The sequence below is a fragment of the Rhizobium sp. UGM030330-04 genome (assembly GCF_003208455.1).
Lineage (GTDB): Bacteria > Pseudomonadota > Alphaproteobacteria > Rhizobiales > Rhizobiaceae > Agrobacterium > Agrobacterium rhizogenes_A.
This window is the reverse complement of sequence record NZ_QKML01000017.1, coordinates 30,864-55,371: the sequence shown is the minus strand read 5'-3', so window position 1 is coordinate 55,371 and position 24,508 is coordinate 30,864. Positions and strand designations below refer to the sequence as shown.

General features: G+C 60.1%; 20 protein-coding genes. 1 reads left to right on the top strand and 19 read right to left on the bottom strand.

The features are described 5' to 3' along the window. Nucleotides 1–39: 39 nt before the first annotated feature. The gene (locus tag N434_RS22510; protein WP_110760383.1) at nucleotides 40–900 is read left to right on the top strand and encodes a LysR family transcriptional regulator; all 861 of its coding nucleotides are present in this window, start codon (nucleotides 40–42) and stop codon (nucleotides 898–900) included. Nucleotides 901–955: 55 nt separating this feature from the next. On the opposite strand, the gene glpK is transcribed toward N434_RS22510, so the two are convergent. From glpK to N434_RS22410, 19 genes are all read right to left on the bottom strand, one after another. Next, on the bottom strand, nucleotides 956–2,455 hold the full coding sequence (glpK, locus tag N434_RS22505; protein WP_110760382.1) for a glycerol kinase GlpK: 1,500 nt from the start codon (nucleotides 2,453–2,455) through the stop codon (nucleotides 956–958). Nucleotides 2,456–2,524: 69 nt separating this feature from the next. Beyond that, entirely contained in the window at nucleotides 2,525–4,246 is a 1,722-nt protein-coding gene (locus N434_RS22500; protein WP_110760381.1) for an ABC transporter substrate-binding protein, read from the bottom strand. 75 nt (nucleotides 4,247–4,321) lie between these two features. Beyond that, nucleotides 4,322–4,615 carry a DUF2160 domain-containing protein gene (locus N434_RS22495; protein WP_110760380.1) on the bottom strand — a complete coding sequence of 98 codons (294 nt, stop codon included), beginning with the start codon at nucleotides 4,613–4,615 and terminating at the stop codon, nucleotides 4,322–4,324. Between the two features lie 2 nt (nucleotides 4,616–4,617). Continuing rightward, complete coding sequence (locus N434_RS22490; RefSeq protein ID WP_065117168.1) at nucleotides 4,618–5,538, bottom strand: carbohydrate ABC transporter permease; 921 nt, start codon at nucleotides 5,536–5,538, stop codon at nucleotides 4,618–4,620. Nucleotides 5,539–5,541: 3 nt separating this feature from the next. Next, nucleotides 5,542–6,408: a carbohydrate ABC transporter permease gene (locus tag N434_RS22485; RefSeq protein ID WP_065117167.1), complete on the bottom strand. Its 867-nt coding sequence runs from the start codon at nucleotides 6,406–6,408 to the stop codon at nucleotides 5,542–5,544. A 2-nt stretch (nucleotides 6,409–6,410) separates the two neighbouring features. Next, nucleotides 6,411–7,481, bottom strand: coding sequence for an ABC transporter ATP-binding protein (locus tag N434_RS22480; RefSeq protein WP_110760379.1), 1,071 nt, complete (start codon nucleotides 7,479–7,481; stop codon nucleotides 6,411–6,413). Between the two features lie 12 nt (nucleotides 7,482–7,493). Continuing rightward, nucleotides 7,494–8,564, bottom strand: a complete 1,071-nt coding sequence (locus N434_RS22475; protein ID WP_110760378.1) for an ABC transporter ATP-binding protein — start codon at nucleotides 8,562–8,564, stop codon at nucleotides 7,494–7,496. 37 nt (nucleotides 8,565–8,601) lie between these two features. Further along, complete coding sequence (gene glpD / locus N434_RS22470) at nucleotides 8,602–10,125, bottom strand: glycerol-3-phosphate dehydrogenase (RefSeq protein ID WP_110760377.1); 1,524 nt, start codon at nucleotides 10,123–10,125, stop codon at nucleotides 8,602–8,604. A 108-nt stretch (nucleotides 10,126–10,233) separates the two neighbouring features. Further along, on the bottom strand, nucleotides 10,234–11,007 hold the full coding sequence (locus N434_RS22465) for a DeoR/GlpR family DNA-binding transcription regulator (protein WP_110760376.1): 774 nt from the start codon (nucleotides 11,005–11,007) through the stop codon (nucleotides 10,234–10,236). 141 nt (nucleotides 11,008–11,148) lie between these two features. Next, entirely contained in the window at nucleotides 11,149–12,627 is a 1,479-nt protein-coding gene (gene cysG / locus N434_RS22460; RefSeq protein WP_181424046.1) for a siroheme synthase CysG, read from the bottom strand. Continuing rightward, the gene (locus tag N434_RS22455) at nucleotides 12,599–15,247 is read right to left on the bottom strand and encodes a nitrate reductase (RefSeq protein WP_110760374.1); all 2,649 of its coding nucleotides are present in this window, start codon (nucleotides 15,245–15,247) and stop codon (nucleotides 12,599–12,601) included. The genes cysG and N434_RS22455 overlap by 29 nt, the downstream gene beginning before the upstream one ends. Before the next feature lie 214 nt (nucleotides 15,248–15,461). Beyond that, the gene (nirD, locus tag N434_RS22445; protein WP_003519747.1) at nucleotides 15,462–15,797 is read right to left on the bottom strand and encodes a nitrite reductase small subunit NirD; all 336 of its coding nucleotides are present in this window, start codon (nucleotides 15,795–15,797) and stop codon (nucleotides 15,462–15,464) included. 5 nt (nucleotides 15,798–15,802) lie between these two features. Continuing rightward, on the bottom strand, nucleotides 15,803–18,250 hold the full coding sequence (gene nirB, locus N434_RS22440) for a nitrite reductase large subunit NirB (RefSeq protein WP_110760373.1): 2,448 nt from the start codon (nucleotides 18,248–18,250) through the stop codon (nucleotides 15,803–15,805). Between the two features lie 5 nt (nucleotides 18,251–18,255). Continuing rightward, on the bottom strand, nucleotides 18,256–19,053 hold the full coding sequence (locus N434_RS22435; RefSeq protein ID WP_035225183.1) for an ABC transporter ATP-binding protein: 798 nt from the start codon (nucleotides 19,051–19,053) through the stop codon (nucleotides 18,256–18,258). A 70-nt stretch (nucleotides 19,054–19,123) separates the two neighbouring features. After that, nucleotides 19,124–20,017 carry a nitrate ABC transporter permease gene (gene ntrB / locus N434_RS22430; RefSeq protein ID WP_110760372.1) on the bottom strand — a complete coding sequence of 298 codons (894 nt, stop codon included), beginning with the start codon at nucleotides 20,015–20,017 and terminating at the stop codon, nucleotides 19,124–19,126. 115 nt (nucleotides 20,018–20,132) lie between these two features. After that, a complete protein-coding gene (locus N434_RS22425; RefSeq protein WP_110760371.1) occupies nucleotides 20,133–21,425 on the bottom strand; it encodes a CmpA/NrtA family ABC transporter substrate-binding protein in 1,293 nt (430 codons plus the stop codon). A 380-nt stretch (nucleotides 21,426–21,805) separates the two neighbouring features. Then, nucleotides 21,806–23,095, bottom strand: coding sequence for a CmpA/NrtA family ABC transporter substrate-binding protein (locus N434_RS22420; RefSeq protein WP_110760370.1), 1,290 nt, complete (start codon nucleotides 23,093–23,095; stop codon nucleotides 21,806–21,808). Nucleotides 23,096–23,128: 33 nt separating this feature from the next. Next, a complete protein-coding gene (locus N434_RS22415) occupies nucleotides 23,129–23,716 on the bottom strand; it encodes an ANTAR domain-containing response regulator (RefSeq protein ID WP_065117436.1) in 588 nt (195 codons plus the stop codon). A gap of 101 nt (nucleotides 23,717–23,817) precedes the next feature. Next, nucleotides 23,818–24,483, bottom strand: coding sequence for a GntR family transcriptional regulator (locus N434_RS22410; RefSeq protein ID WP_110760369.1), 666 nt, complete (start codon nucleotides 24,481–24,483; stop codon nucleotides 23,818–23,820). Nucleotides 24,484–24,508 lie beyond the last annotated feature (25 nt).

Genomic DNA, 24,508 nt, shown 5'->3' with positions numbered 1-24,508 from the left:
TTCGAATGCAAAGACTAACAGTTATCACGATTTTAGATAATGCTGAACCTTCAACATCTTGCGAGCTTCGTCATGCTTCAGCAAACCGGCAGCTTCACGCTGGCTGCCGAACGGCTGGGTGTCGGCCAATCCACGGTCAGCCAACATATTCAGAGGCTGGAGGCCACGCTTGGCCGCCGGCTGATCGCACGCAGCACCCATCAGGTGAAACTGACCGGCGAGGGTGAGGCACTGCTCGGTTATGCCCGCAACATGCTGGAGATCGACAGCAAGGTGTCATCCCTCTTCAGCGAGAACCGCCTGCGCGGGCGGCTGAGGCTTGGTGTTTCGGAAGATTTCGTCGCCAGTCGGCTGACGGCCATTCTGGAAGAATTCATCCGCCTTTATCCGCTGGTTGATCTGGAACTGACGGTTTCGCTGAGCGGTGTGCTTTACCAGATGCAGGACAATGGCGAACTGGATGTGGTGCTGGCCAAACGCCGCCTTGGCGACAAGCTCGGGCATTTCCTCTACCGCGAGCCGCTGGTGTGGCTGGCGCGGGACCCGGAGCGGATGCTGAACCAGCCGGACGCCCTGCCGCTGATCGCCTTTCCGCCGCCGAGCATTACCCGAAAGGCGGCGCAGGAAGCATTGGACAGGGCCGGTCTCCCATGGCGGATTGTCTGCACCTGCGGCAGCCTCAGTGGACTTACCGCTGCCGCAAGAGCGGGCATGGGCATTCTGGTGCAGCCCCGCAGCATGGCGCCCGCCGGCCTCAAGGAAATTGCGGCGGGTGTTTTGCCAGCGCTGGAGGATGTGGAATTTGTGCTTCAGCCCAGCAAGGGCGCAGATACGAAGCTGGTGCGCGCCCTTTCTGACCTCGTGTCCAGCAAGAGCATCGCACCCGGCAGCTTCGTATAGATTCCCTGGCGCACTTCCGGGCGCAAAACCGCTACGCGCATTTTACTGGAATGCTCTAGTTTTCCCGTCGCGACAGGCAGCGTCCGACACTATCGTGCCAGCCGGCGATGGCGCTTTTCCGTTCCGCCTCGTCCATGTCGGGGTTGAAGCGGCGGTCGCGTTTCCAGTGGGCAGCAAAGGCTTCACGATCCGGCCAGATACCGGCGCGCGAGGCCGCAAGCCAAGCCGCCCCCAGAATGGTGGTTTCCAGAAAGACCGGCCGGTCTACCGGTGCGGCGAGAACATCGGCCAGCCGCTGCATGGTCCAATCGGAAGCAACCATGCCGCCATCGACCCTCAGCACCGTCTTGCCATTGTCGCCCGCCCAGTCCTTGCGCATGGCGTCCAGAAGGTCGAAGGTCTGATAGGCAACGCTCTCCAGCGCCGCGCGTGCGAATTCCGCAGGTCCCGTACCGCGTGTCAGGCCGAAGATCGCCCCGCGCGCTTCGGCATCCCAATAGGGTGCGCCAAGACCGGTAAAGGCCGGCACGAGATAGACGCGCTGATTGGGATCGGCCTTTTCGGCAAGCGCGCTGACTTCGGAAGCCACGGAAATGAAGCCCAGTTCATCGCGCAGCCACTGCACAGCCGCCCCCGCAATGAAGATCGAGCCTTCAAGCGCATAGGTCGTCACCCCGTCGAGACGGTAAGCGATCGTTGTCAGCAGCCGATTGGTGGATGCCACGCGGTCGGTTCCGGTATTGAGGAGCGCAAAGCAGCCGGTGCCGTAGGTGGATTTCATCATGCCCGGCTCGAAGCAGGCATTGCCGATCACGGCCGCCTGCTGATCGCCGGCGACGCCAAGGATCGGAATTTCCGCGCCCAGCAGCGACTTGTCCGTCACGCCGAAATCGGCGGCGCAATCCAGCACCTCCGGCAACATGGCTCGGGGAATGTCGAGGATGGACAGCAGCTCGTCATCCCAGGAATTGTCTTGAATATTGTAGATCAGCGTCCGCGAGGCATTGGTGGCGTCGGTCACATGGCGGCGGCCGCCAGTCAGGCGATAGATCAGGAAACTGTCGACGGTGCCGAAGCAGATTTCTCCCTTCACGGCTCTTTCGCGAAGGCCGCTGACGCTATCGAGAAGCCATTTCAGCTTCGTTCCGGAAAAATAGGGATCGAGCAGCAACCCCGTCTTTTTCGAAAAAAGCGGCTCCAGTCCCCGGCGTTTCAGATCCTCGCAGACCGGCGCAGCGCGGCGATCCTGCCAGACAACGGCCCGGTGCACGGCCTTGCCGGTTTTACGGTCCCACAGCACAGTCGTTTCGCGCTGGTTTGTAATGCCGATCGCCTCGATATCGGAAGCGGCAATGCCGGCATCGGCAAGTGCGAGCCGGATGGTTTCGAGCACGCTTTTCCAGATATCCTCGGCATCATGTTCCACCCAGCCGGAGGCCGGGAAATGTTGCGGAAATTCTCGCTGCCCGACACCGATGACCCGCATGTCGCGATCAAAGACCATCGACCGTGTCGATGTCGTTCCCTGATCGATCGCCAGAATATAACCGCCCATTATGCTACTCCCTTTCAGACGCAATGACCGGGGCGGCAAGCCGCCCCGGTTTCAGATGTCACGCAGAAATCACTTCTGCCAGCTTTTGACCAGTTCGTCGTAATTGACGGTGACCGGCTTTTCCTTTTCGTTGGCAATCTTCAGCTGTGGCGCCAGATTGCCCTTCGAAACGGCATCCTTGTTCCAGTATTCGATATCATGTTCTTCCGCCAGCTTCGGGCCGATATCACCCTGCACGCCGGCACGTTCCAGACGGCTCATGACCTTTTCCTGCTCGGCGCAGAGCGAGTCCATCGCAGCCTGGGCGGTCTTCGCACCGGAAGACGCGTCACCGATCGCCTGCCACCACAGCTGCGCCAGCTTCGGATAATCAGGAACGTTGGTGCCGGTCGGCGACCACTGCACGCGGGCCGGCGAGCGATAGAACTCGATTAGACCACCGAGCTTGGCTGCCCGGTCCGTGAAGCTCTGGTGATGGATGGTGCTGTCGCGAATGAAGGTCAGACCCACATGGCTCTTCTTCACATCAACGGTCTTCGAGGTCACGAACTGCGCGTAAAGCCATGCGGCCTTGGCGCGGTCATCGGGGGTGGACTTCATCAGCGTCCAAGAACCCACATCCTGATAACCGAGCTTCATGCCATCCTTCCAGTAGACACCGTGCGGCGAGGGCGCGACGCGCCATTTCGGCGAACCGTCCTCATTCACGACAGGCAGGCCGGGCTTGGCCATATCGGCGGTAAACGCCGTGTACCAGAAAATCTGCTGGGCGATATTGCCCTGCGCCGGCACCGGGCCGGATTCGGAGAAGGTCATGCCCTGCGCTTCCGGCGGCGCATATTTCTTCAGCCATTCGAGATATTTCTCAATGGAATAGACCGAAGCCGGACCGTTTGTATCGCCGCCGCGCGCCACGCAGGAGCCAACCGGCTGCGACTTTTCATTGACCTTGATGCCCCATTCATCGACCGGCAGGCCGTTCGGCAGGCCCTTGTCGCCGTTGCCGGCCATCGAGAGCCAGGCATCGGTGAAGCGCCAGCCAAGTGACGGGTCCTTCTTGCCGTAGTCCATATGGCCGAAGACCTTCTTGCCGTCGACATCGCGACCGGTGAAGAATTCGGCAATATCCTCATAGGCCGACCAGTTGACCGGCACGCCGAGGTCATAACCATATTTGGCCTTGAAGTCGGCCTTGTTCTTTTCGTCGTTGAACCAGTCGTAACGGAACCAGTAAAGGTTCGCGAATTGCTGGTCGGGAAGCTGGTAGAGCTTCTTGTCCGGCGCCGTCGTAAAGGCGCTGCCGATGAAATCCTTGAGGTCGAGGCCGGGATTGGTGACGTCCTTGCCCTCATTGGCCATGAAGTCTGTGAGGTTGCGGACCTGCTGATAGCGCCAATGCGTACCGATGAGGTCGCTGTCATTGACCCAGCCGTCATAAAGGTTCTGGCCGGTCTGCATCTGGGTCTGGATCTTTTCGACGACGTCACCTTCCTGGATGATGTCATGCGTGACCTTGATGCCGGTAATCGCGGTGAAGGCCGGCGCCAGAACCTTGGATTCATATTCATGCGTGGTCAGGGATTCGGAAACGACCTTGATCTCCATGCCCGCGAATGGCTTCGCGGCATCGATAAACCATTGCAGTTCCTTCTCCTGGTCGCCACGCGAAAGCGACGACATATCGCCGATTTCCTTGTCCAGAAACTGCTTTGCTTCCTCCATTCCGGCGAAAGCGGAACCCGTCATTGCCAGCAGCATGGCCGCCGTCGTCGTCATCAGATGCCGTCGCATATCAGTCCTCCCAAGGGTTTGCGATTGCATGAAGTCTGCGGGTGCGGTTTTCCTCCGCCGCACCGTCTTCCTGCTCTAGACAAAACGGAAGACGCCGATGGCGTAAACCGCGGACAGAGCGAGAGCCCACCACAGGTTCGGGCCAACCAGCCCGAGCCATGCGAGATGAATGAAGGCGCTGCCGAGCAGCGAGATGAACAGCCTGTCGCCGCGCGTGGTCTCGAAGCGCAAAAGGCCGAAGCGGGGATTGCCGCCGGGCGAGATATATTCCCAAAGCCACATGCCGACGAGCAGCAGGGCGATAGCGCCGAAAAATGCGGCCGTCTGCCAGGTCCATGCCATCCATGAAAAATCGGGCATCTTCATCATGGTCAAACCCTCCCCAGCGCGAAGCCCTTGGCGATGTAATTGCGCACGAACCAGATCACCAGCGCACCGGGGATCAACGTCAGCACGCCGGCGGCGGCAAGCAGGCCCCAATCCATGCCGGCAGCAGAGACGGTGCGCGTCATGGTCGCGGCAATCGGCTTGGCGTCCGTCGTCGTCAGCGTGCGGGCGATCAGAAGCTCGACCCATGAGAACATGAAGCTGAAGAAGCAGGCGACACCGATGCCGGAAGCGATGAGCGGCATGAAGATCTTCACGAAGAATTTCGGGAAGGAATAGCCGTCAATATAAGCGGTCTCGTCGATTTCCTTCGGCACGCCGGACATGAAGCCTTCGAGAATCCACACCGCCAGCGGCACGTTGAACAGGCAATGCGCCAGCGCCACGGCGATATGCGTGTCGATCAGCCCGAAGGCCGAATAAAGCTGGAAGAACGGCAGCGCGAAGACGGCGGGCGGCGCCATGCGGTTGGTCAAAAGCCAGAAGAACAGGTGCTTGTCGCCGAGAAAGCGATAACGCGAGAAGGCGTAGGCCGCCGGCAGTGCGACAGCCACCGAGATCACCATGTTCATGACGACATAGATGATCGAATTGATATAGCCCGAATACCAGGATGAATCGGTGAAGATCGTCCGGTAATTCTGCAGCGTCGGCTGATGCGGATAAAGCGTCATGGAAGACACGATTTCCGTGTTCGTCTTGAAGCTCATATTGACGAGCCAATAGATCGGAACCAGCAGCAGCAGGATATAGATCGTCGGCACCAGCCAGGAGAACCGCGACGGCCCGTGATGGCGACGCCGCGCATTGACGGCGAGGCCGGACCGTCCCGTTGCAGTGGCTCTCACCGGCGGATTGCCGATGCCGTTGCGCTCCACGCCTGTCGTGACATTCGAGGCACTCATGTCTCAAGTCTCCGCGTCGTGGCTGGTCATGACTGTGTAGAACACCCAGGACAGCAGCAGGATGATGAGGAAGTAGATCAGCGACATGGCCGCCGCCGGCCCGAGGTCGAACTGGCCAAGCGCCATCTTCACGAGATCGATGGACAGGAAGGTGGTGGAATTGCCCGGGCCGCCGCCGGTGACGACGAAGGGCTCGGTATAGATCATGAAACTGTCCATGAAGCGCAGCAGGAAGGCGATGAGAAGCACGCGCTTCATCTTCGGCAGCTGGATGAACCGGAATACCGCAAAACGTGACGCGCCATCGATCCTTGCTGCCTGATAATAGGCATCCGGTATGGAAACGAGACTGGCATAGCACAGGAGTACCACGAGGCTCGTCCAGTGCCAGACATCCATGATGACGACGGTGATCCACGCATCGACCGGATCGTTGACATAATTGTAATCGAGCCCGAGCTGATTGGCGTAATAACCGAGCAGGCCGATATCGCTGCGGCCGAAAACCTGCCAGATCGTGCCGACGACATTCCACGGCACCAGCAGCGGCAGCGCCATGGTGACGAGGCAGACCGGCACGCCGATGCCGGATTTCGGCATTTTAAGCGCGATGAAGATGCCTAGCGGAATTTCAATCGCCAGAATGATCCCGGAAAACAGCAGGTTGCGCCCCAGCGCGTCCCAGAATCTGTCCGATGCCAGAATCTCCTCGAACCATTGTGTTCCGGCCCAGAAGAACTGGTTATTGCCGAATGTGTCCTGCACCGAATAGTTCACGACGGTCATCAGCGGAATGACGGCGGAAAAGGCGACCAGCACCAGCACCGGCAGCACCATGAACCACGCCTTGTTGTTCCAGCTCTTTTCCATGGTCAGGCCCCCATCTTCACACGCCACGAATCGGCAAAGACGCCGATGGCGGCCGGATCGAAGCGAACACCCGCTTCCGCCGGGATTTCCTCGTCTTCGGCAACGACAATCGCGAGCTTCTGGCCGGCGAACCGGGCGCGCACGATCTTCTGCCGGCCGATATCCTCGACCTTGTCGACAGTGATGGGCATACCGCCCCGTTCCAGCCGCACGAACTCCGGCCGGATGCCGATCTCGATGCGCTGTGCGGCGTCAACCTTTGGCGCACCGGCCAGCGGTACGCCGAGGCCACCGACCATTGCGGTAGCACCATCGATACTGGCGGGCAGCACGTTCATGCCCGGCGAGCCGATGAAATAACCGACGAATGTGTGTCCCGGCCGTTCGAAAAGCTCGGCGGGCGTGCCGATCTGAACGATCTGCCCGTCATACATGACCACCACCTTGTCGGCGAAGGTCAGCGCTTCGGTCTGGTCATGGGTGACATAGACCATGGTGAAACCGGACTGGCGGTGCAGCCGCTTCAGCTGCGAGCGCAGCACCCACTTCATATGCGGATCGATCACCGTCAGCGGCTCATCGAAGAGGATGGCGTTGACATCGGAGCGCACGAGCCCACGCGCCAGCGAAATCTTCTGTTTCTGGTCCGCCGTCAGGCCCCGCGCACGGCGTTTCGCCATGCCGGAAAGATCGGTCATTTCGAGAATTTCCCGCACCCGCCGATCGACCTCGGCTTCCGGCACCTGCCGGTTGCGCAGCGGAAAGGCCAGATTGTCGTAAACCGTCATCGTGTCGTAGACGACCGGGAACTGGAACACCTGGGCGATATTGCGGTCTTCAGTGGCGAAATCGGTCACGTCGGTTCCGTCGAAGGCAATGCGGCCTTCGGACGGCCGCAGCAGCCCGGAAATGATGTTGAGCAGCGTGGTCTTGCCGCAGCCGGAAGGGCCGAGCAGCGCATAGGCGCCGCCATCCTCCCATTCATGATGGACCTCTTTCAGGGCATAATCGCCGGCAGCCTGCGCCCTGGCATTATAGGCGTGGCGGATGTGATCGAGCGTGATGCGTGCCATGACCGATCTCCCTCAAGCCGCTTTGCCGATGGCGCGGCCATTCGCGTCAAAGGCCATCAGATGCCGCGTATCGAGAAACAGTTCGATATCCCTGTCCGGCTCGATGTCATGAATGCCATGCGCCAGCATGACCCAGCGCCGGCCCGAAAATTCCACATGCACGAAGCTTTCCGATCCGGCGATTTCCGAAATCAGCGTCCGCGCCCGGATGGATTGCCGCGCCTCACCCTTCGCATGCGGGAAGAGATGGTGCGGCTGGAAGGCGATGGTGACGGGGCCATCTGGCATGCCGGCAAGATGTGCGGGAACCACCACGACGGCATGGTCCGCGCGGGTGAAAGCACTACCGACCTTGATGACCTCGATGGTGTTCAGCGGCGGATCGGCGAAAATTTCTGCGGTCACGATATCCACCGGACGCCGGTAAACCTCGATCGTGCGATTGAACTGCGTCACCCGTCCTTCGTTGAGGGTGGCGGTATTGCCACCCAGCAGCAAAGCCTCGGAAGGTTCGGTGGTGGCATAAACGAAGATCGCGCCGGATTCGGCAAAGATGCGCGGCAGTTCCTCGCGCAGTTCCTCGCGCAGCTTGTAATCGAGATTGGCCAGCGGCTCATCAAGCAGAACCAGATTGGCATTCTTGACGATGGCGCGGGCAAGCGCCGTGCGCTGTTGCTGGCCGCCGGAGAGGTTAAGTGGCGTGCGGTCGAGATAGGGCGTCAGCTTCAGAAGCTCGGCAGCCTTCCTGACCTCTTTGTCGACGGTTGCCTGATCCTTGCCCGCAACCCGCATCGGCGAGGCGATGTTTTCGTAAACGCTGAGCGCCGGATAGTTGATGAACTGCTGGTAGACCATGGCGACGTTGCGCTTCTGCACCGGCCAGCCCGTCACGTCCTCGCCGTTGAAGAAGATCGAACCTTCGGTCGGTTTATCCAGCCCGGCCATCAGGCGCATGAGCGTCGTCTTGCCCGAAAGCGTCGGTCCAAGCAGGACGTTCAGGCTTCCGCGCTGCAACGTCAGATCGGTCGGGTGAATATGATATTCACCGCCGGCCATCTTCGAGACGTTTCGCAATTCAAGCATGGTGATCCAAAGCCTCCTCCGCTTTTCGATCGGATCGTCAGATTGCCTTCAAGCGTCCACCTGCAATGTCTTCGATATAATCCTCCAGCCCGCGCACCTCTTCAGAGGTGAAGAACAGCCCCTGCTTGGTGCGGCGCCACAGAATATCCTCCGCCGTCAGCGCCCATTCCCGCGCCATCAGCCAGCGGACCTCGGCTTCATAAAGCGTGCCGCCGAAATGCCGACCCAGCGCCGCCGCATCGGTGGCGGAGCCGATCATGGTCACCGCATCCGTTCCGTAACAACGTACAAGCCGCCCGGCATGGCGTTCATCAAGGAAGGGATAACGCGACCGCAGGGCAGAAACCTCCGAGGCATAGGCCTCGGCACCGAAATTTCCACCCGGCAGATGCGAACCCGCGGTCCATGGCACACCCTTTTCACCCAGTGCATCGCCGATTTTTTCAAGAGCATGTTCGGCAAGCCGCCGATAGGTGGTGAGCTTGCCGCCGAAAATATTGAGAAGCGGTGCCTCGCCCTCCGCCCCTTCGGTTTTCAGTACATAATCGCGGGTCGCTTCCTGCGCCTTCGAAGCACCGTCATCAAAGAGCGGCCGCACACCGGAATAGGTCCAGACGATATCGGCAGGCTTCACCGGTTCAGCGAAATATTCGCTCGCCGCACCGCAAAGATAGCTGATTTCCTCATCGCTGATCTTAACCGCCCGGGGGTCGCCGGTATAGTCACGATCCGTCGTGCCGATCAGCGTAAAATCCTGTTCATAGGGGATGGCGAAAATGATGCGTCCATCCGGGTTCTGGAAGAAATAGGCGCGCGGATCGGAAAATTTCTTGCGGACAATGATATGGCTGCCCTGCACGAGGCGCACATTGTGGACATTGTTCTTACCGAAAGTCGAAGACAGAACCCTGTCGACCCAGGGACCGGCAGCGTTGACCAGCATGCGTGCCCGATAGGTTGAGACCTCACCCGTCGCGCTTTTCGTCTCCACCCGCCAGAACGCACCTTCCCGGCGCGCGGAAACAACCTGCGTGCGGTTGAGGATCAGGGCGCCGCGATCTGCGGCATCGCGGGCGTTCAAAACCACCAGCCGGGCGTCATCCACCCAGCCGTCGGAATATTCGAACGCGCGGGCAAAGATCGGCTTCAGCGGCTTTCCGGCGGGATCGCGGCGCAGATCGAGCGAGCGGGTGGCGGGCAGCAGCTTGCGGCCGCCGAGATGGTCGTAAAGGAAAAGTCCGAGGCGAACGAGCCAGGCCGGACGCACCCCGCCCTTCTGGAATGGCAGAACGAAGCGCATGGGCCAGATGATGTGAGGCGCCATGGCCCACAGGATCTCGCGCTCCATCAAGGCTTCGCGCACCAGACGAAATTCATAATGTTCGAGATAACGCAAACCGCCATGGATGAGCTTGGTGGCGGCGGAGGACGTGCCGGAAGCAAAATCGTTCATTTCCGCAAGTGCGACGGAGTAACCCCTGCCAACGGCGTCACGCGCGATGCCGCAGCCATTGATACCGCCGCCGATCACGAAAATATCGTGGATTGCCTCGTCAGACATGGACCCTCCCGCGCTTTCATCGACGCTCTCCTCATCGATATATTGAAAGCACAGACATCTAATTCGAAGACAAAACGAATGTCAAACGAAATTCATAGGCCGTCCCGATCAGGACTCAAGCATCTCGGTTTCGATCAACCGGACGTCATGATCGGCACAGATGGACCGGATAGAATCCACCGGACAATGATCGGTGATGAAAGTATGCACCTGAGAAAGATGGCCGATACGAACCGGAGCCGTGCGCTCGAATTTGAGCGAATCCGACACGAGAATGACATGGCGTGCATTGGAAATGATTGCCTGCGCGACCTTGACCTCACGAAAGTCGAAATCCAGCAAAGCGCCATCCTCATCGATGGCCGAAACGCCGATGACCGCAAAATCCACCTTGAACTGGCGGATGAAATCCACCGCCGCCTCGCCGACGATACCGCCATCGGAACCGCGGACGACACCGCCGGCAATCACCACCTCGATACCGGGAAAGACCCTCAACCTGTTGGCAACGTTGATGTTGTTGGTAATGACCATCAACTCGTGATGATCCGCCAGCGCTTCACCCACGGCTTCGGTCGTCGTGCCGATATTGATGAAGAGTGACGAGTTGTTGGGGATAAGAGCAGCAGCGGCGGCGCCGATCGCCTGCTTTTCGGAAGAGGCGATCGCCCGACGCGCCTCGTATTTAACGTTTTCATTGCCGCTTGGAAAAAGCGCGCCGCCGTGGATGCGGGTCAGAACCCGCGTATCGCAGAGATCGTTCAGGTCCTTGCGGATCGTCTGGGGGGTGACCGAAAACCGCGCCGCCAGCTCATCGACCAGCACCCGCCCGCTCGCTTTCGCCAGCGCGACGATTTCATCCTGACGCGGTGTGAGCAGCATTTCACCCTCCCTCCTCTTTCAATTTTTTCGTTTTATTGAAGAGCGAACGAAAAACCAATGTCAAGGGAGGGTTTTATTGCGACGGCACCAGCAGTGTACGGATACGTCCCGAAAGACGCGGGGGCGCGAACAAAAAACCTGTTAGCCAGCCTTCTGAGCGAACATTACAGCGCCTTCTTCTTTTCCGGTGCCGGAAAACGCCGCGGAAGCGGAACGGAATGCATCACCGACCCCGATCAGCACAGGCTCGTTCACGCCCAGTCTCTCGACCGCCGCGGCCAGTTGCGCGAGCGAACCGCACCAGCGTTGCTCATTTGTACGGCTGACGGAAATCATCACAACGACCGGCGTCGAAGCGGACATGCCATGGGCGAGCAGGGATGACTGGATATTCGCGGCGGTTCGACCGCCCATGTAAAAGACGGTGGTCACGGAAGGGATGGACAGGGACTGCCAGTCGATATTCTCCGGAAGCTTTCCCTGCCGGGAGTGTCCGGTAACGAAGCGAACTGACTGGGCATGGTCACGATGGGTCAGGGAAACGCCAAGGCGTGAGGCCATGGCGCTTGCGGCAGTAATGCCGGGCACAACTTCGACCGGAATATTTTCGGCTTCCAGCGCCGCTATCTCCTCACCCGCGCGACCGAAAATCATCGGATCACCGGATTTCAGCCGCACCACCCGTTTGCCCGCCTTGGCGAGACGGATCATCATATCATTGATGTCCTCCTGCCTGCAGCTTTCCCGGCCACCGCGTTTCCCGACCAACATGCGTTTTGCCTCACGCCGTGCCAGTTCCAGAACCTCCACTGACACGAGATCGTCAAACAGGATGACATCGGCGGCCTGCAAAGCGCGCACCGCTTTCAGCGTCAGAAGCTCGGCATCGCCCGGCCCGGCGCCCACAAGCGTCACCAATCCGGCACTTGAACCTTCCCGACTGGCCTGCGTTCCGATATCCGTGAGCAATCGTTCTTTGCTGCCGTCATCCAGCCTCTCGGTAAAGGCCCGGTCGACGAATTTTTCCCAGAAAGATCGCCGTGCCGAACCGGGGACGAGCCGCAGATTGACACGCTCGCGGATCACCTGGGCAAGCGCGCCCCAATCCTTGAGCGAAAGCGGCAGCAATGTCTCGATGCGCCGGCGGATGGCCTGCGCCAGAATAGGTGCTGCACCGTCAGTGGAGATAGACACCACCACCGGCGAGCGATTGACGATGGAGCCGAACTGGAACTGGCAAAATTCCGGCTTGTCGATGATATTGACGGGCACGCCGGCCGCCCGCGCGGCATGGTAAAATCTTTCGGCTTCGGCATCGGTTTCACAATCCGCCAGCGCCAGTTCCGCGCCTTTGAAAATATCGGCGTCCCACGAACGATCATGCCATGTCAGCATCGGGCTTTTCGCGATAAGCGCTGCAGAGCTTTCCGAAAGCTCGCTTTCCTCGCAATAAACATGCAGTTCCGCCCCGCAGGCCAGCAGCAGTTCCGCCTTCCAGGCGGCCCCATCCGATCCGCCCGCCAGCACCACGCGCTTGCCCTCAAGCCCCCAGAAGACGGGCAACTTGGCTAATCTTTCCATGCGGGCCGGTTCATTCCGCTGCGGTTTTAAGGCATCCATCGATGATCCCCCTGATTTCGGCGCGGCAGGAACCGCAATTCGTTCCGGCATTCAATGCCTTGCCGATGGCTTCGACGCTGTGGCATCCATCACGGATGGCCGCCGTGATCTGGTTCACCCCGACGTTAAAGCAGGAGCAGACGGTGGCGCCCGGATCGGCGCGGCCGGCACCGGGGCGACCGGCAACCAGCGCAAACCGCATGCGCAAATCCTCATGACGTTCGGTCAATTGCGATATCGCCCAGTTGCGGGCAACGGCAACCGGCTGCCTGGCGATGAACAGCGCCGCCAGCAAGATGTCGCCGTCGAAGAAGGCAAGGCGCAGGTCGCCCGTCTGCCGGTCGCTGTAACCCAGCGGCTCGACCCTGGCCTCAATGTCGAAGACCTGCCGCGCCCAGAGTGTCCAGTCCTGCGGCGCTTCCACAAAGGCAAGCTCCATGCGATGGCCGCCATCCGCTTTGGCCGTGGCCCAGTAGGCACAATCCGGCGCATCCGGCCGGGTGCGGGAAATGGCGAAACCATAGGCCTTCGCCGCAAAACGCCTTGCCCTCACGCCCACGTTTTTCGAGGCGGGCTGACCGGAATGCGGATCAGTCACGGGAGCGACAACCACATCGATACGCGCCCGCGAGGCAAACTGGTCATTCCAGTGCATCGGCGCAAACACCGAGCCGCGCGCCTGCCTTTCACTGACCAGCGCCCGCAGCAACACCCTGCCATGCGGACTTTCCAGCTCCACCAGATCGGCGCTTTCGATTCCCAGCGCCTGCGCATCGCGCGGGTGAAGCTCGGCGAAAGGCTCGGCGATATGCGCCGTGAGACGCGCGCTTTTGCCGGTGCGGGTCATGGTGTGCCATTGGTCGCGGATGCGGCCGGTATTCAGCGTAAGCGGATAATCCGCCGATGTCCTCACCGTCTCCGGCAAGGCGGTGGCGATGAACCGCGCCTTGCCATCGGCATGGTAAAACCGGCCATCCGCGAAAAAGCGGGTGATGACAGCATCGTCCCGCTTCGGTTTTGGCCATTGGAAGGGCGCCATCGTGTCATAGTTTTCGGGCTCGATTCCACCGATATCGAAATCGCGACTGCCCGCATTCTCGAAATCGGAAAGGGCGGCATGTTCGGTGAAAATCTCCGATACCTGGCCAAAAGCGAAGGCGGCATCGAAGCCCATGCGCCGGCCCACTTCCGCCATCTGCCACCAGTCCGCTTTCGCTTCGCCCGGCGCATCGAGAAAGCCGCGCTGGCGGGAAATCCGCCGTTCGGAATTGGTGACCGTACCATCCTTTTCGCCCCAGCCGAGCGATGGCAGGAGAACATGAGCGTGGCGAGCCGTGTCGGTATTGGCCATGACATCGGATACCACAACAAAGGGACAGGCCTTGATCGCCGCCTCGACGGCGCCGGCATCCGGCATGGAAACCACCGGATTGGTGGCCATGATCCACAGCGCCTTGATGCGGCCATCGGCCACCGCCCGGAACATATCCACCGCTTTCAGGCCGGGCTTTTGCGCAATGGCGGGCGAGGCCCAGAAGCGCTGCACGCGGTCGCGGTCCTCAGCGCTTTCGATGGCCATATGGGCGGCCAGCATGTTGGCGAGCCCGCCGACCTCGCGCCCGCCCATGGCGTTCGGCTGGCCGGTCAGCGAAAAAGGCCCCATGCCCGGCCGGCCAATGCGGCCGGTGGCGAGGTGGCAATTGATGATGGCATTGACCTTGTCGGTGCCGCTCTCAGACTGGTTGACGCCCTGGCTGTAGCAGGTGACGATTTTTTCCGTGCGTTCGAACAATTCGTAAAAGGAAATCAGTTCGGCGATGGTCAGGCCGGTGGCTTCGGCGATCTCCGGCAGGCTATGCTCGCTTGCGGCCTGCATGGCGGCGTCGAAGCCGGCCGTGTGGTTTTGCACGTAAGCACTATCGATCGCGGAGCTGCCGGAAAGATGCGCCAACAGACCGGCAAACAGCGCCACATCTCCATCCGGGCGGATGGCGAGGTGCATATCGGCAATATCGGCGCTCATCGTCCGGCGCGGATCGATAACCACGACCTTCATTTCCGGCCGTGCGGCCTTCGCCGCCGCCAGCCTTTGGTAAAGAACCGGATGACACCAGGCGAGATTGGAACCGGTGAGGATCACCAGATCGGCAAGCTCCATATCCTCATAGGTGCCCGGCACCGTATCGGCCCCGAAGGCACGGCGATGGCCGGCGACCGAAGACGACATGCAGAGCCTTGAATTGGTGTCGATATTGGCCGAACCGATGAAACCCTTCATCAGCTTGTTGGCGAGGTAATAATCCTCGGTCAGCAATTGGCCGGAGACGTAAAAGGCGACCGAATCCGGGCCATGTTCGGCAATGGCTTGAGAGAAGCGGGAGGCGACGAGGTCAAGCGTTTCGTCCCATGTCGCCCGTTTGCCGCCGATTTCGGGATGGAGCAGGCGGCCGTCGAGGTCGATGGTTTCGGCGAGAGCAGAGCCCTTGGAACACAGCCGGCCGAAATTGGCGGGGTGGTCCTGATCGCCTTTGACGGAAACGACGCCATCGTCGTTGACGGTGGCGATGACGCCGCAGCCGACGCCGCAATAGGGACAGGTGGTTTTTGTTTCAACGGGCATGGGTTTGCCCTCTCGGTGCGTGGTGGTTACCCCCCTCTGTCCTGCCGGACATCTCCCCCTCAAGGGGGGAGATCACTTGCGGCATAAGCCTCCGTTCACAACTGGCCACGCCGCCGGTGGAGAGGGAACGAGGAGCCATCTGCTTGTCGATCTCCCCCCTTGAGGGGGAGATGTCCGGCAGGACAGAGGGGGGTAACGCCACGGCCATCGCCATTCACTCCGCCGCAATCATCAAAGTTTCAAGCGCTATCGAAAGCCTTCCATCCAGATTACGCACCGGAATGGTCCGCACCTCGCCCTCATCCGCCCCCAGCGCCTTGCCGGTTTCCAGCGAAATGACCCAATTGTGCAAGGGACACGTCACCGAAGCGCCATGCACGATGCCCTGGCTCAGCGGCCCGCCCTTGTGCGGGCAATGGTCCTCAATCGCGAAGACCTGATTTTCCGCCGTGCGGAACACGGCGATCTTGCCCATCGGCGTTTTCACGCAACGCGCGCCGCGCAGCGGAATATCGGAGATGTCGCCAATATCGATCCAGTTGCTGTCCATCGTTCTCACTCCGCCGCCTCACTGAAACCGATTGCCGCCATGGGCTTGAATTCATGCTTGTCGTGACCGGATACGCGTTCCGACCAGGGATCGACCTGCGCGAATTTCTGGCTGAAGACGAAGCGGTCGAAATAGGCCTTGCGCTTTTCCGCATCGTCCATGATCTGGCGGCGGATTTCGTCGTGACCGATGCGCTTGGCCCATTTGTAGATGCGCTCGAGATAGCGCGCCTGTTCGCGATACATCTGCGTCAGCGCCACGATATGCTCCAGCGCCTCATCCTCGGTTTTGACAAGACCCAGAACTTCCGTGCCCTTGATATCGAGACCGGCGGCACCGGCAAAATGGATCTCGAAACCGGAATCGACGCAGATGACACCGATATCCTTGCAGGTGGCCTCCGCGCAGTTGCGCGGACAGCCTGAAACGGCAAGTTTCAGCTTGGCGGGCGTCCACGAGCCCCACATGAATTTTTCGATGCGGATGCCAAGACCGGTGGAATCCTGCGTGCCGAAACGGCACCATTGCTGGCCAACGCAGGTTTTGACCGTGCGCAAACCTTTGGCGTAGGCCTGGCCGGAAATGAAGCCGGCCTTGCCGAGATCAGCCCAGACGGCCGGCAGATCCTCCTTCTCGATGCCGAGAAGGTCGATGCGCTGGCCGCCGGTCACCTTCACCATCGGGATTTCGAACTTGTCGACCACATCCGCGATCGCCCGGAGTTCGGTGGAGGATGTGACCCCACCCCACATGCGCGGCACGACGGAATAGGTGCCGTCCTTCTGGATATTGGCGTGGACGCGCTCGTTGATGAAACGCGACTGGTAATCGTCGGCATATTCATCCGGCCAGTCGCAGACGAGGTAATAATTGAGTGCCGGTCGGCATTTGGCGCAGCCGCAGGAGGTCTTCCATTCCAGCTCCTGCATCACGGCTGGGATGGTCTTCAGCCCCTTGGCCTTGATGAGACGGCGCACATCGTCGTGGCCGAGATCGGTGCATTTGCACATGGGCTGCACGGCAGCGGGGTTGTAGCTGTCGCCAAGCGTTATCGTCATCAACTGCTCGACAAGGCCGGTGCAATTGCCGCAGGAGGCAGACGCCTTGGTGTGGGCGCGCACATCATCCAGCGAGGTCAGCCCCTTGGACGTGATGGCCGAGGTGATCTTACCCTTGCAAATGCCGTTGCAGCCGCAGATTTCCGCATCATCCGGCAAGGCTGCAACGGCCGCCATAGGGTCCAGCGGCGACCCTCCCTGATAGGCCTGGCCGAAGATCAAAGTTTCGCGCATGGCGGAAATATCGGTCGATTTCTTCATCAGGTCGAAGAACCACGACCCATCCGCCGTCTCGCCGTAAAGCACCGCGCCGATGATGCGGTTTTCCTTGAGGATCAGGCGCTTATAGACACCGGCGGTGGCATCGCGCAGCACGATTTCCTCGCGGTCGTCACCTTCGGCGAAATCACCGGCGGAAAACAGGTTGATGCCGGTGACCTTCAGCTTGGTATTGGTGACGGAGCCATGATATTCGGCCGAACCGCCGCACAGCCGGTCTGCCAGCACGCGGGCCGATTCATAAAGCGGCGCAACGAGGCCATAGCACATGCCGCGATGCTCGGCGCATTCGCCGAGCGCATAGATCGAGGCGTCCGACGTCATCATGCCGTCATCCACCACGATGCCGCGATTGACGGCGATACCGGCCTCCTTGGCAAGACCGGAGGCAGGACGGATGCCGACCGCCATCACTACCATATCGCCCTTGATGACCCGGCCGTCTTCCAGCTCGATGCCTTCGACCTTCTCCTCACCCAGAATGCACTTGGTATTAGCCTTGGTGATGATGTCGATGCCGCGCTCGTTAAGCGCCTTTTCGAGAAGATAGGCCGCTGCCGGATCGAGCTGGCGCTCCATGATCGTCGGCATCAGGTGGATGACGGTGACATCCATGCCCTGGCGCTTGAGACCATAAGCGGCTTCCAGCCCGAGGAGACCGGCGCCGATAACGATGGCGCGGCCCTTACCCTCGGCAATCTCCAGCATTTTCGTCACATCGTCGAGATCGCGATAGGCGAGCACGCCCGGCAATTGATGGCCGGGGACGGGAATGATGAAGGGCGACGAACCGGTGGCGATCACCAGCTTATCGTAGGAAACCGTGATGCCGTTTTCGCTGGTCACGGTCTTCCTGTCACGGTCGATGCCGGTGACCTTCGCGCCCTTGTGCAGCGTGACATTGTTAGCCGCATACCATTCGTCATTATGAATGACGATGTCTTCATAGCTCTTTTCGCCTGAGAGCACCGGCGAGAGCATGATGCGGTCGTAATTGACGCGCGGCTCGGCGTTGAAAATGGTGACGTCGTAAAGGCCGGGGGCGGTTTCGAACAGGTTCTCCAGCATGCGCCCCGGCGCCATGCCATTGCCGATGATGACGAGTTTTTGCGTCATGGGCGTTACTCCGCAGCTTCGACGAAGCGGTGACGTTCGTAAAGGAACTTCAGCACGGCCTCGCGGCATTTGAGGTAGGTCTTGTCGGATGCGAGCTCGATGCGGTTGCGCGGGCGTGCCAGCGGCACGTCAAGCACTTCGCCGATATGGGCGGCGGGACCGTTGGTCATCATCACGATGCGGTCGGAGAGCAGCACCGCCTCGTCGACATCATGGGTAATCATGACCATGGTGTTGCCGAGCCGGGCGTGGATTTCCATCACCGCATCCTGGAGATGGGCACGCGTCAGCGCGTCCAGCGCCCCGAAGGGCTCGTCCAGCAGCAGGATCTTCGGCTCCATGGCGAGCGCGCGGGCAATGCCGACACGCTGTTTCATGCCGCCGGAAATTTCCGAAGGTTTTTTGTCCTTGGCATGGGCCATCTGCACGAGATCGAGATTGCGCATGACCCAGTCATGCCGCTCGGCCCGGGTCTTGGTATTGCGGAAGACCTTCTCGACGGCGAGGTTCACGTTTTCATAAACCGAAAGCCAGGGCAGCAGGCTGTGGTTCTGGAAAACGACGGCACGCTCCGGACCCGGCTCGTTGACCTCGCGGTTTTCGAGCAGAACGGCACCGGCAGACACTTTCGTCAGCCCCGCGATCAGGTTGAGCATGGTGGACTTGCCGCAACCGGAATGGCCGATGACGGAGACGAATTCGCCTTTTTCGATGGTGAGGTTGATGCCTTTCAGCACCTCTGCACGCGAACCACCCTTGTCGAAATATTTGTCGATATGATCGAGCTTGAGATAAGCGTTCATGATTGATTTCTCCTCTGGCGCAATTCCGGACGGAAAACCGGTTCCCACTTTTCCTGGAATTGCTTGTCTCTTAATTCGCCGCAGCGCCGCGGGTGATGACCTTGCCGAGCGCCGCCACCAGCTTGTCGAGCACGAAGCCGACGACGCCGATATAGACAAGCGCCACGATGATGTCGGGCAGGCGCGAGGAGTTCCACGCATCCCAGATGAAGAAACCGATGCCGACGCCGCCGGTCAGCATTTCCGCCGCGACGATCGCGAGCCACGAAAGGCCGACACCGATACGCAGGCCGGTAAAGATGTAGGGTGCCGCCGAAGGCAGCATGATCTTGAAGAAGAACTCGAGCTGGTTGAGCCGCAGCACCTGCGCCACGTTGCGGTAATCCTGCGGAATATTACGCACGCCGACCGCGGTATTGATGATGACCGGCCAGATGGAGGTGATGAAGATCACGAAAATGGCTGACGGGTTGCTGTCCTGAAAGGCGGCCAGCGAAAGCGGCAGCCAGGCAAGCGGCGGTACGGTGCGCAGCACCTGGAAGATCGGATCGAGACCGCGCATGGCCCAGACCGACTGACCGATGACAGCGCCGAGAATGATACCGGCGATTGCCGCAAGGCCGAAACCGTAAGCCACACGCTCCAGCGAGACCAGCACGCGCCAGCCAAGGCCGATATCCTGCGAACCGTTGTGGAAGAACGGCGATACGATGAGATCGTAGCTCTCCTCGAAAACCTGGCTCGGCGGCGGCAGCGATGAGCCGGGGGCGGAACAGAGCAATTGCCAGACGCCGAGCAGAATGGCGAGAACGACAAACGGCGGTATGATATTGCGGGCCGCCGCAGCACCCCATTTGCGCAGATCGATCCGCGAGGCGGATTTCGGCGCAAGTGCCACGACGTTTGCCTTCTGCGCTACCGGCTGCTGCGGCTCTTCGTTGAATTTTCGGGCCAATGCGGACATGGGCATTTCCTCTTGATTTCGGTTGCGGTCTGGGGCTCGCCCCTCATCCGGTCTTCAGTCGCGCCGGTTGGGCAGCGCATCTGGCGGATGAAGGGCGATACCCCGGGTCTCCTCCTCAGGAGGCCGCCTTGATGGACAGGCTTTCGAGATAGGCCGACGGATTTTCCGGGTCGAAGACCTTGCCGTCGAAGAAGGTTTCCTTGCCGCGCGAGGTGGAGGCGGGAAGATCGGCGACGCCGAGATCCTTGGCCGCCGCGCGCCAGATATCCTCACGGTTCACCTTCTCCACCAGCGCCTTCACATCCGTATCGGGTGCGAATTTGCCCCAGCGGATGTTTTCCGCGATGAACCAGCTGTCATGGCTGTGGAAGGGATAGGAGGCGTGATCCTGCCAGAACTTCATCTGCAGGCCGGTATTTTCCAGCACCCGGCCGTTGCCGTAATTGATATTGCCCTTGAGGCGACCGAGAACATCCTTCGGCGGCACGTTGAACCATTGGCGTTTGCCGAGGAGGGTGGACATTTCCTCCTTGTTCGCCATCTCATCGCACCATTGCTGCGCCTCCATCACGGCCATCAGCAGCGCCTTGGTGGCGTTGGGGTTCTTTTCCACCCAGTCCGCACGCATGCCAAGCGCCTTTTCCGGATGGCCCTTCCAGAGTTCGCCGGTGGTACAGGCGGTGAAACCGATGCCCTGATTAACGAGCTGCTCGTTCCAGGGTTCGCCCACACAGAAGACGTCCATGTTGCCGACCTTCATATTGGCGACCATCTGCGGCGGCGGAACGACGATGGTGGAGACGTCCTTGTCCGGGTCGACGCCGCCGGCGGCAAGCCAGTAGCGAATCCAGAGATCATGCGTGCCGCCGGGGAAGGTCATGGCGGCCTTGATTTCCTTACCTTCGGCCTTCTTCTTCTCGAAAGCAGCCTTCAATTTGGAAGCATCGAGCTGAACGCCGGTTTCGGCATATTCCCTGGCGACGGAAATGCCCTGACTGTCGAGGTTGAGGCGGGCGAGTATGGTCATCGGCACCGGCACATTGTTCTGGGTCACCTTGCCGGTGTGCATGAGATAGGGCATGGGCGTCAGAATATGCGCGCCATCGATGCCGTTCGATGCACCGCCGAGCACGAGATTGTCGCGTGTCGCACCCCAGGAGGCCTGTTTCAGAATCTCGACATCGGGCATGCCATGTTTGGCGAACAGGCCCTTTTCCGCCGCAATGATGAGCGGGGCGGCATCGGTGAGCGCGATAAAGCCGATTTTTGCACCCTTCACCTCCGGCTCCGCCGTTGCGGCGAAAGCGCCGGATGGAAAGGCCACGCGCACGGCGCTGACAAGGACGGCGGTGGCTGTCGTCTTCAGTATCGTGCGGCGGCTGACATCGCCGGAGAATATCTTTTTCATTCGCATGTTCCCCTTATTGGGCCACCTCTGCGGGTGACGTTTTCGCTTGCGAAAAAACCTGAAAATAAAAAAACGCCGCTCGGTGTTTGCGCCTGCGGAACGGGAGGTGTTCCGGGCAGCAAAACCTTGCGACGTCTGTGTCTTCTGAAAGCGCCTATGCCGCGCCTTGCTTGCCCCGATCGCCGTTGACCGGTGCAAACAGGAAGAAGCAAGCGGCGTGCCAGATTGGCAAATTAGACTTATATATTTGATATAAAAAGATAATTTATGAAATCAAGCCGATTGATTAAATTTTAATCAGCGCATTTCTTGTCTGCCGTTTGTGCAAAGCAAAAAATTCCACGCTTGAAATTTGCGCAGCCTGCAAGGTCGACGGCCCGTCAGGCATCGCCCGAGGAAGGGAAAGACGGTGCGGATGTGCGCACGGAAAAGCCGTTCACATAACCCTCGATATCAGCGGGATCGAACACCAAACCATCCACGAAACGGTCCCCTTCTTCCTGCCCCTCGATACGGATGTCGGCATCATCAGGTGCATTTCCGTCACCCAGCGCCGCCCGATAAATATCCGGCCGATAAGCGGAGAGGGCGGCGTTTACGCCCACCTCGGAAAATTCCGCCTGTCCCCAGCGGATCATCTGGCTGTAAATCCACAATGCCTGGCTTTGCCGCGGATAATTCGCATGGCCGTCATGGAAGGTGAAATATTTGTCGATCACCCGGCGATTGCCCTGGCTATCAATGCTGAACTCACCGGCAAGCACGCGGCGGATGATGCCTTCAGGCGCGCCAATATATCGGGGATCGGCAAGCGCCCTGCTGAGCGCGTCATGATTTTCAGAAACGTCACACCAGCGCGCAGCGGCGTCGAGGGCCGTCAGCAGCCGACCAACCGTTTCCCGCTGGCTTTCCGCCCATTCGGGCCTCATGCCGATCACCTTTTCCGGCGCCGACGGCCACAGGTCCTGTTTGGCCGCGACGATCCTGCCGACGCCGCGTTCGGCGGCAACGATGTTCCACGGCGCACCGACGCAGAAACCATCGATGGCGCCGGCCGCCAGCGCATCCGAGGTCAATGGCGGTGGCACCACCACAAGCTTGACGTCGTGATCGGGATGAATGCCGCCGGCCGCGAGCCAATAGCGAAATTCGTAATTGTGCGAGGAAAACGGATAGGTCATGCCGAGCGTCGGCGGCGCTTCGCCGCGCGCCCGCATGTCATCGAGCACACGCTTCAACGCCTCGGCATTTTCGAGCGCTCCCGCCGTTTCGGAAAGCCCGGTCAAAGCCTTCATCCGCGCAAACAGCCGGGTCGAAAGCGTGATCGCATTGCCACCGCTCCCAAGTGAAAAGGGTGTGATCGTCGGCGACGGATTGGATCCAAGCCCGAGCATGGAGGCGACAGGCATGGGCGACAGCATATGGGCGATATCGAATTGCCGGAACGCCAGCCGGTCGCGCACATTGGCCCAAGACACATCCTTGACGAGATCGAGCGACAGGCCTTCGCGTTCGGCAAAACCGAATTCGGCCGCGGCAATCAGAACGGAGGCGTCGACGAGCGGGATAAAACCGGCGCGCAGGATTTTCTGTCGGTCGCTGGCAACGATTGCCGGTGCGCCTGTCGTCATTCCGCTGTCTGATCCGGCCGTTTTTTCCGGTGCCGCCATATCATTCACTCCACACTGTCCGGCTGGCCTTTGTCACATCAACAGACCGGCCGCGGTGACCACGCTTTGCGCGATCTCGGAAATTTTCTTTTTCTCGTTCATCGCCGTCTGCCGCAAAAGCGCAAAGGCCTCCTCTTCGGAAAGGCCGCGCATCCTCATCAAAATGCCCTTGGCACGCTCGATGACCTTGCGTTCCTCCAGTGCCGATTTCGCCTCGGCCAGTTCCTGCTGCAGACGGCTGAAGGCATTGAAGCGGCTGACCGCCATGTCGAGGATCGGTTTGACCCTTTCCTTCTTCAGCCCGTCCACCACATAGGCGGAAACGCCGGCCTCGACGGCCGCCTCGATGGATGCGGTGTCGGAACGATCGACAAACATGGCAATGGGGCGCCCAACGGTGCGCGTCAGCTGGAACAGATGCTCCATCATGTCACGGTTGGGATTTTCAAGATCGATGAAGATGACATCGGGCTGCAGCGTCTCGATGGTGCGCGCCACGCCGTTCACCTCATGAATGACGGTGACGCGATGATAGCCGGCCTCACGCAGCCCCTCCTCGATGATGGAGGCGCGGATCGCGTTTTCGTCTATGACAAGAATGGTGAGGTCGCGAAGCGTCATGTCAGCATTGATGACGCAGCGCAGCAAACTTGGCAATCGGCTGCGCCAGCAAAAAATGAAGGGAGCAGCAAGCGCCGATTTCCCGCCTGCTGCCCGTCATGTCAGGACGCGTGTTCGACGGCGCGCTCGAGCGCCTTCAAAACCGTACGCTCGGAAAGGTTGAGATAGATTTCCATCTCGTTGCCCGCATCGGCAGCCTTGCCTTCCTCCATCAGCGACAGGATCTTGCTGTTCATGTCCACGAACGGGGAGTGCAATTGTTCAGGATCATTCAGCAGGCCGAAGCAAAGCCTGAGTTCGGCGGCGATGCGCTCGTAAAAATCACTGAGACGGACGCTGTCGAGAAGATCCACAACGGCGGCATGGAACTTCATGTTGGCGCTGCCCACACCCAGCCAGTCGGCCTGCTCACGCTTGACTTTGGCGTCTTCGACGGCAGCCCGCATGACCCGGATGGCCGGATGTTTGTGCCAGGCCTGACGCAGTGCACCACATTCCACCATGCGCCGCACCCGGTAAATATCAATCACCGATGCCATGGTGGGCACGGCGACGAACACGCCGCGATTGGCCTCATGGCGCAACAACCCATCCTTCGTCAGAAGCCGAAAGGCTTCACGCAGCGAATTGCGGGAAACGTCGAAACGTTCGCTGAAGGCTGCCTCCGAAAGGCGCTGTCCCGGCATCAGCTCACCGGAGATCAGCAGGGTACGGATACCCTTGGCCAATCGATCCGCAAGCGGCAGACCCTCTATCGTTTCCGTCATGGCGCTCCTTTCCTAAGAGCAATGC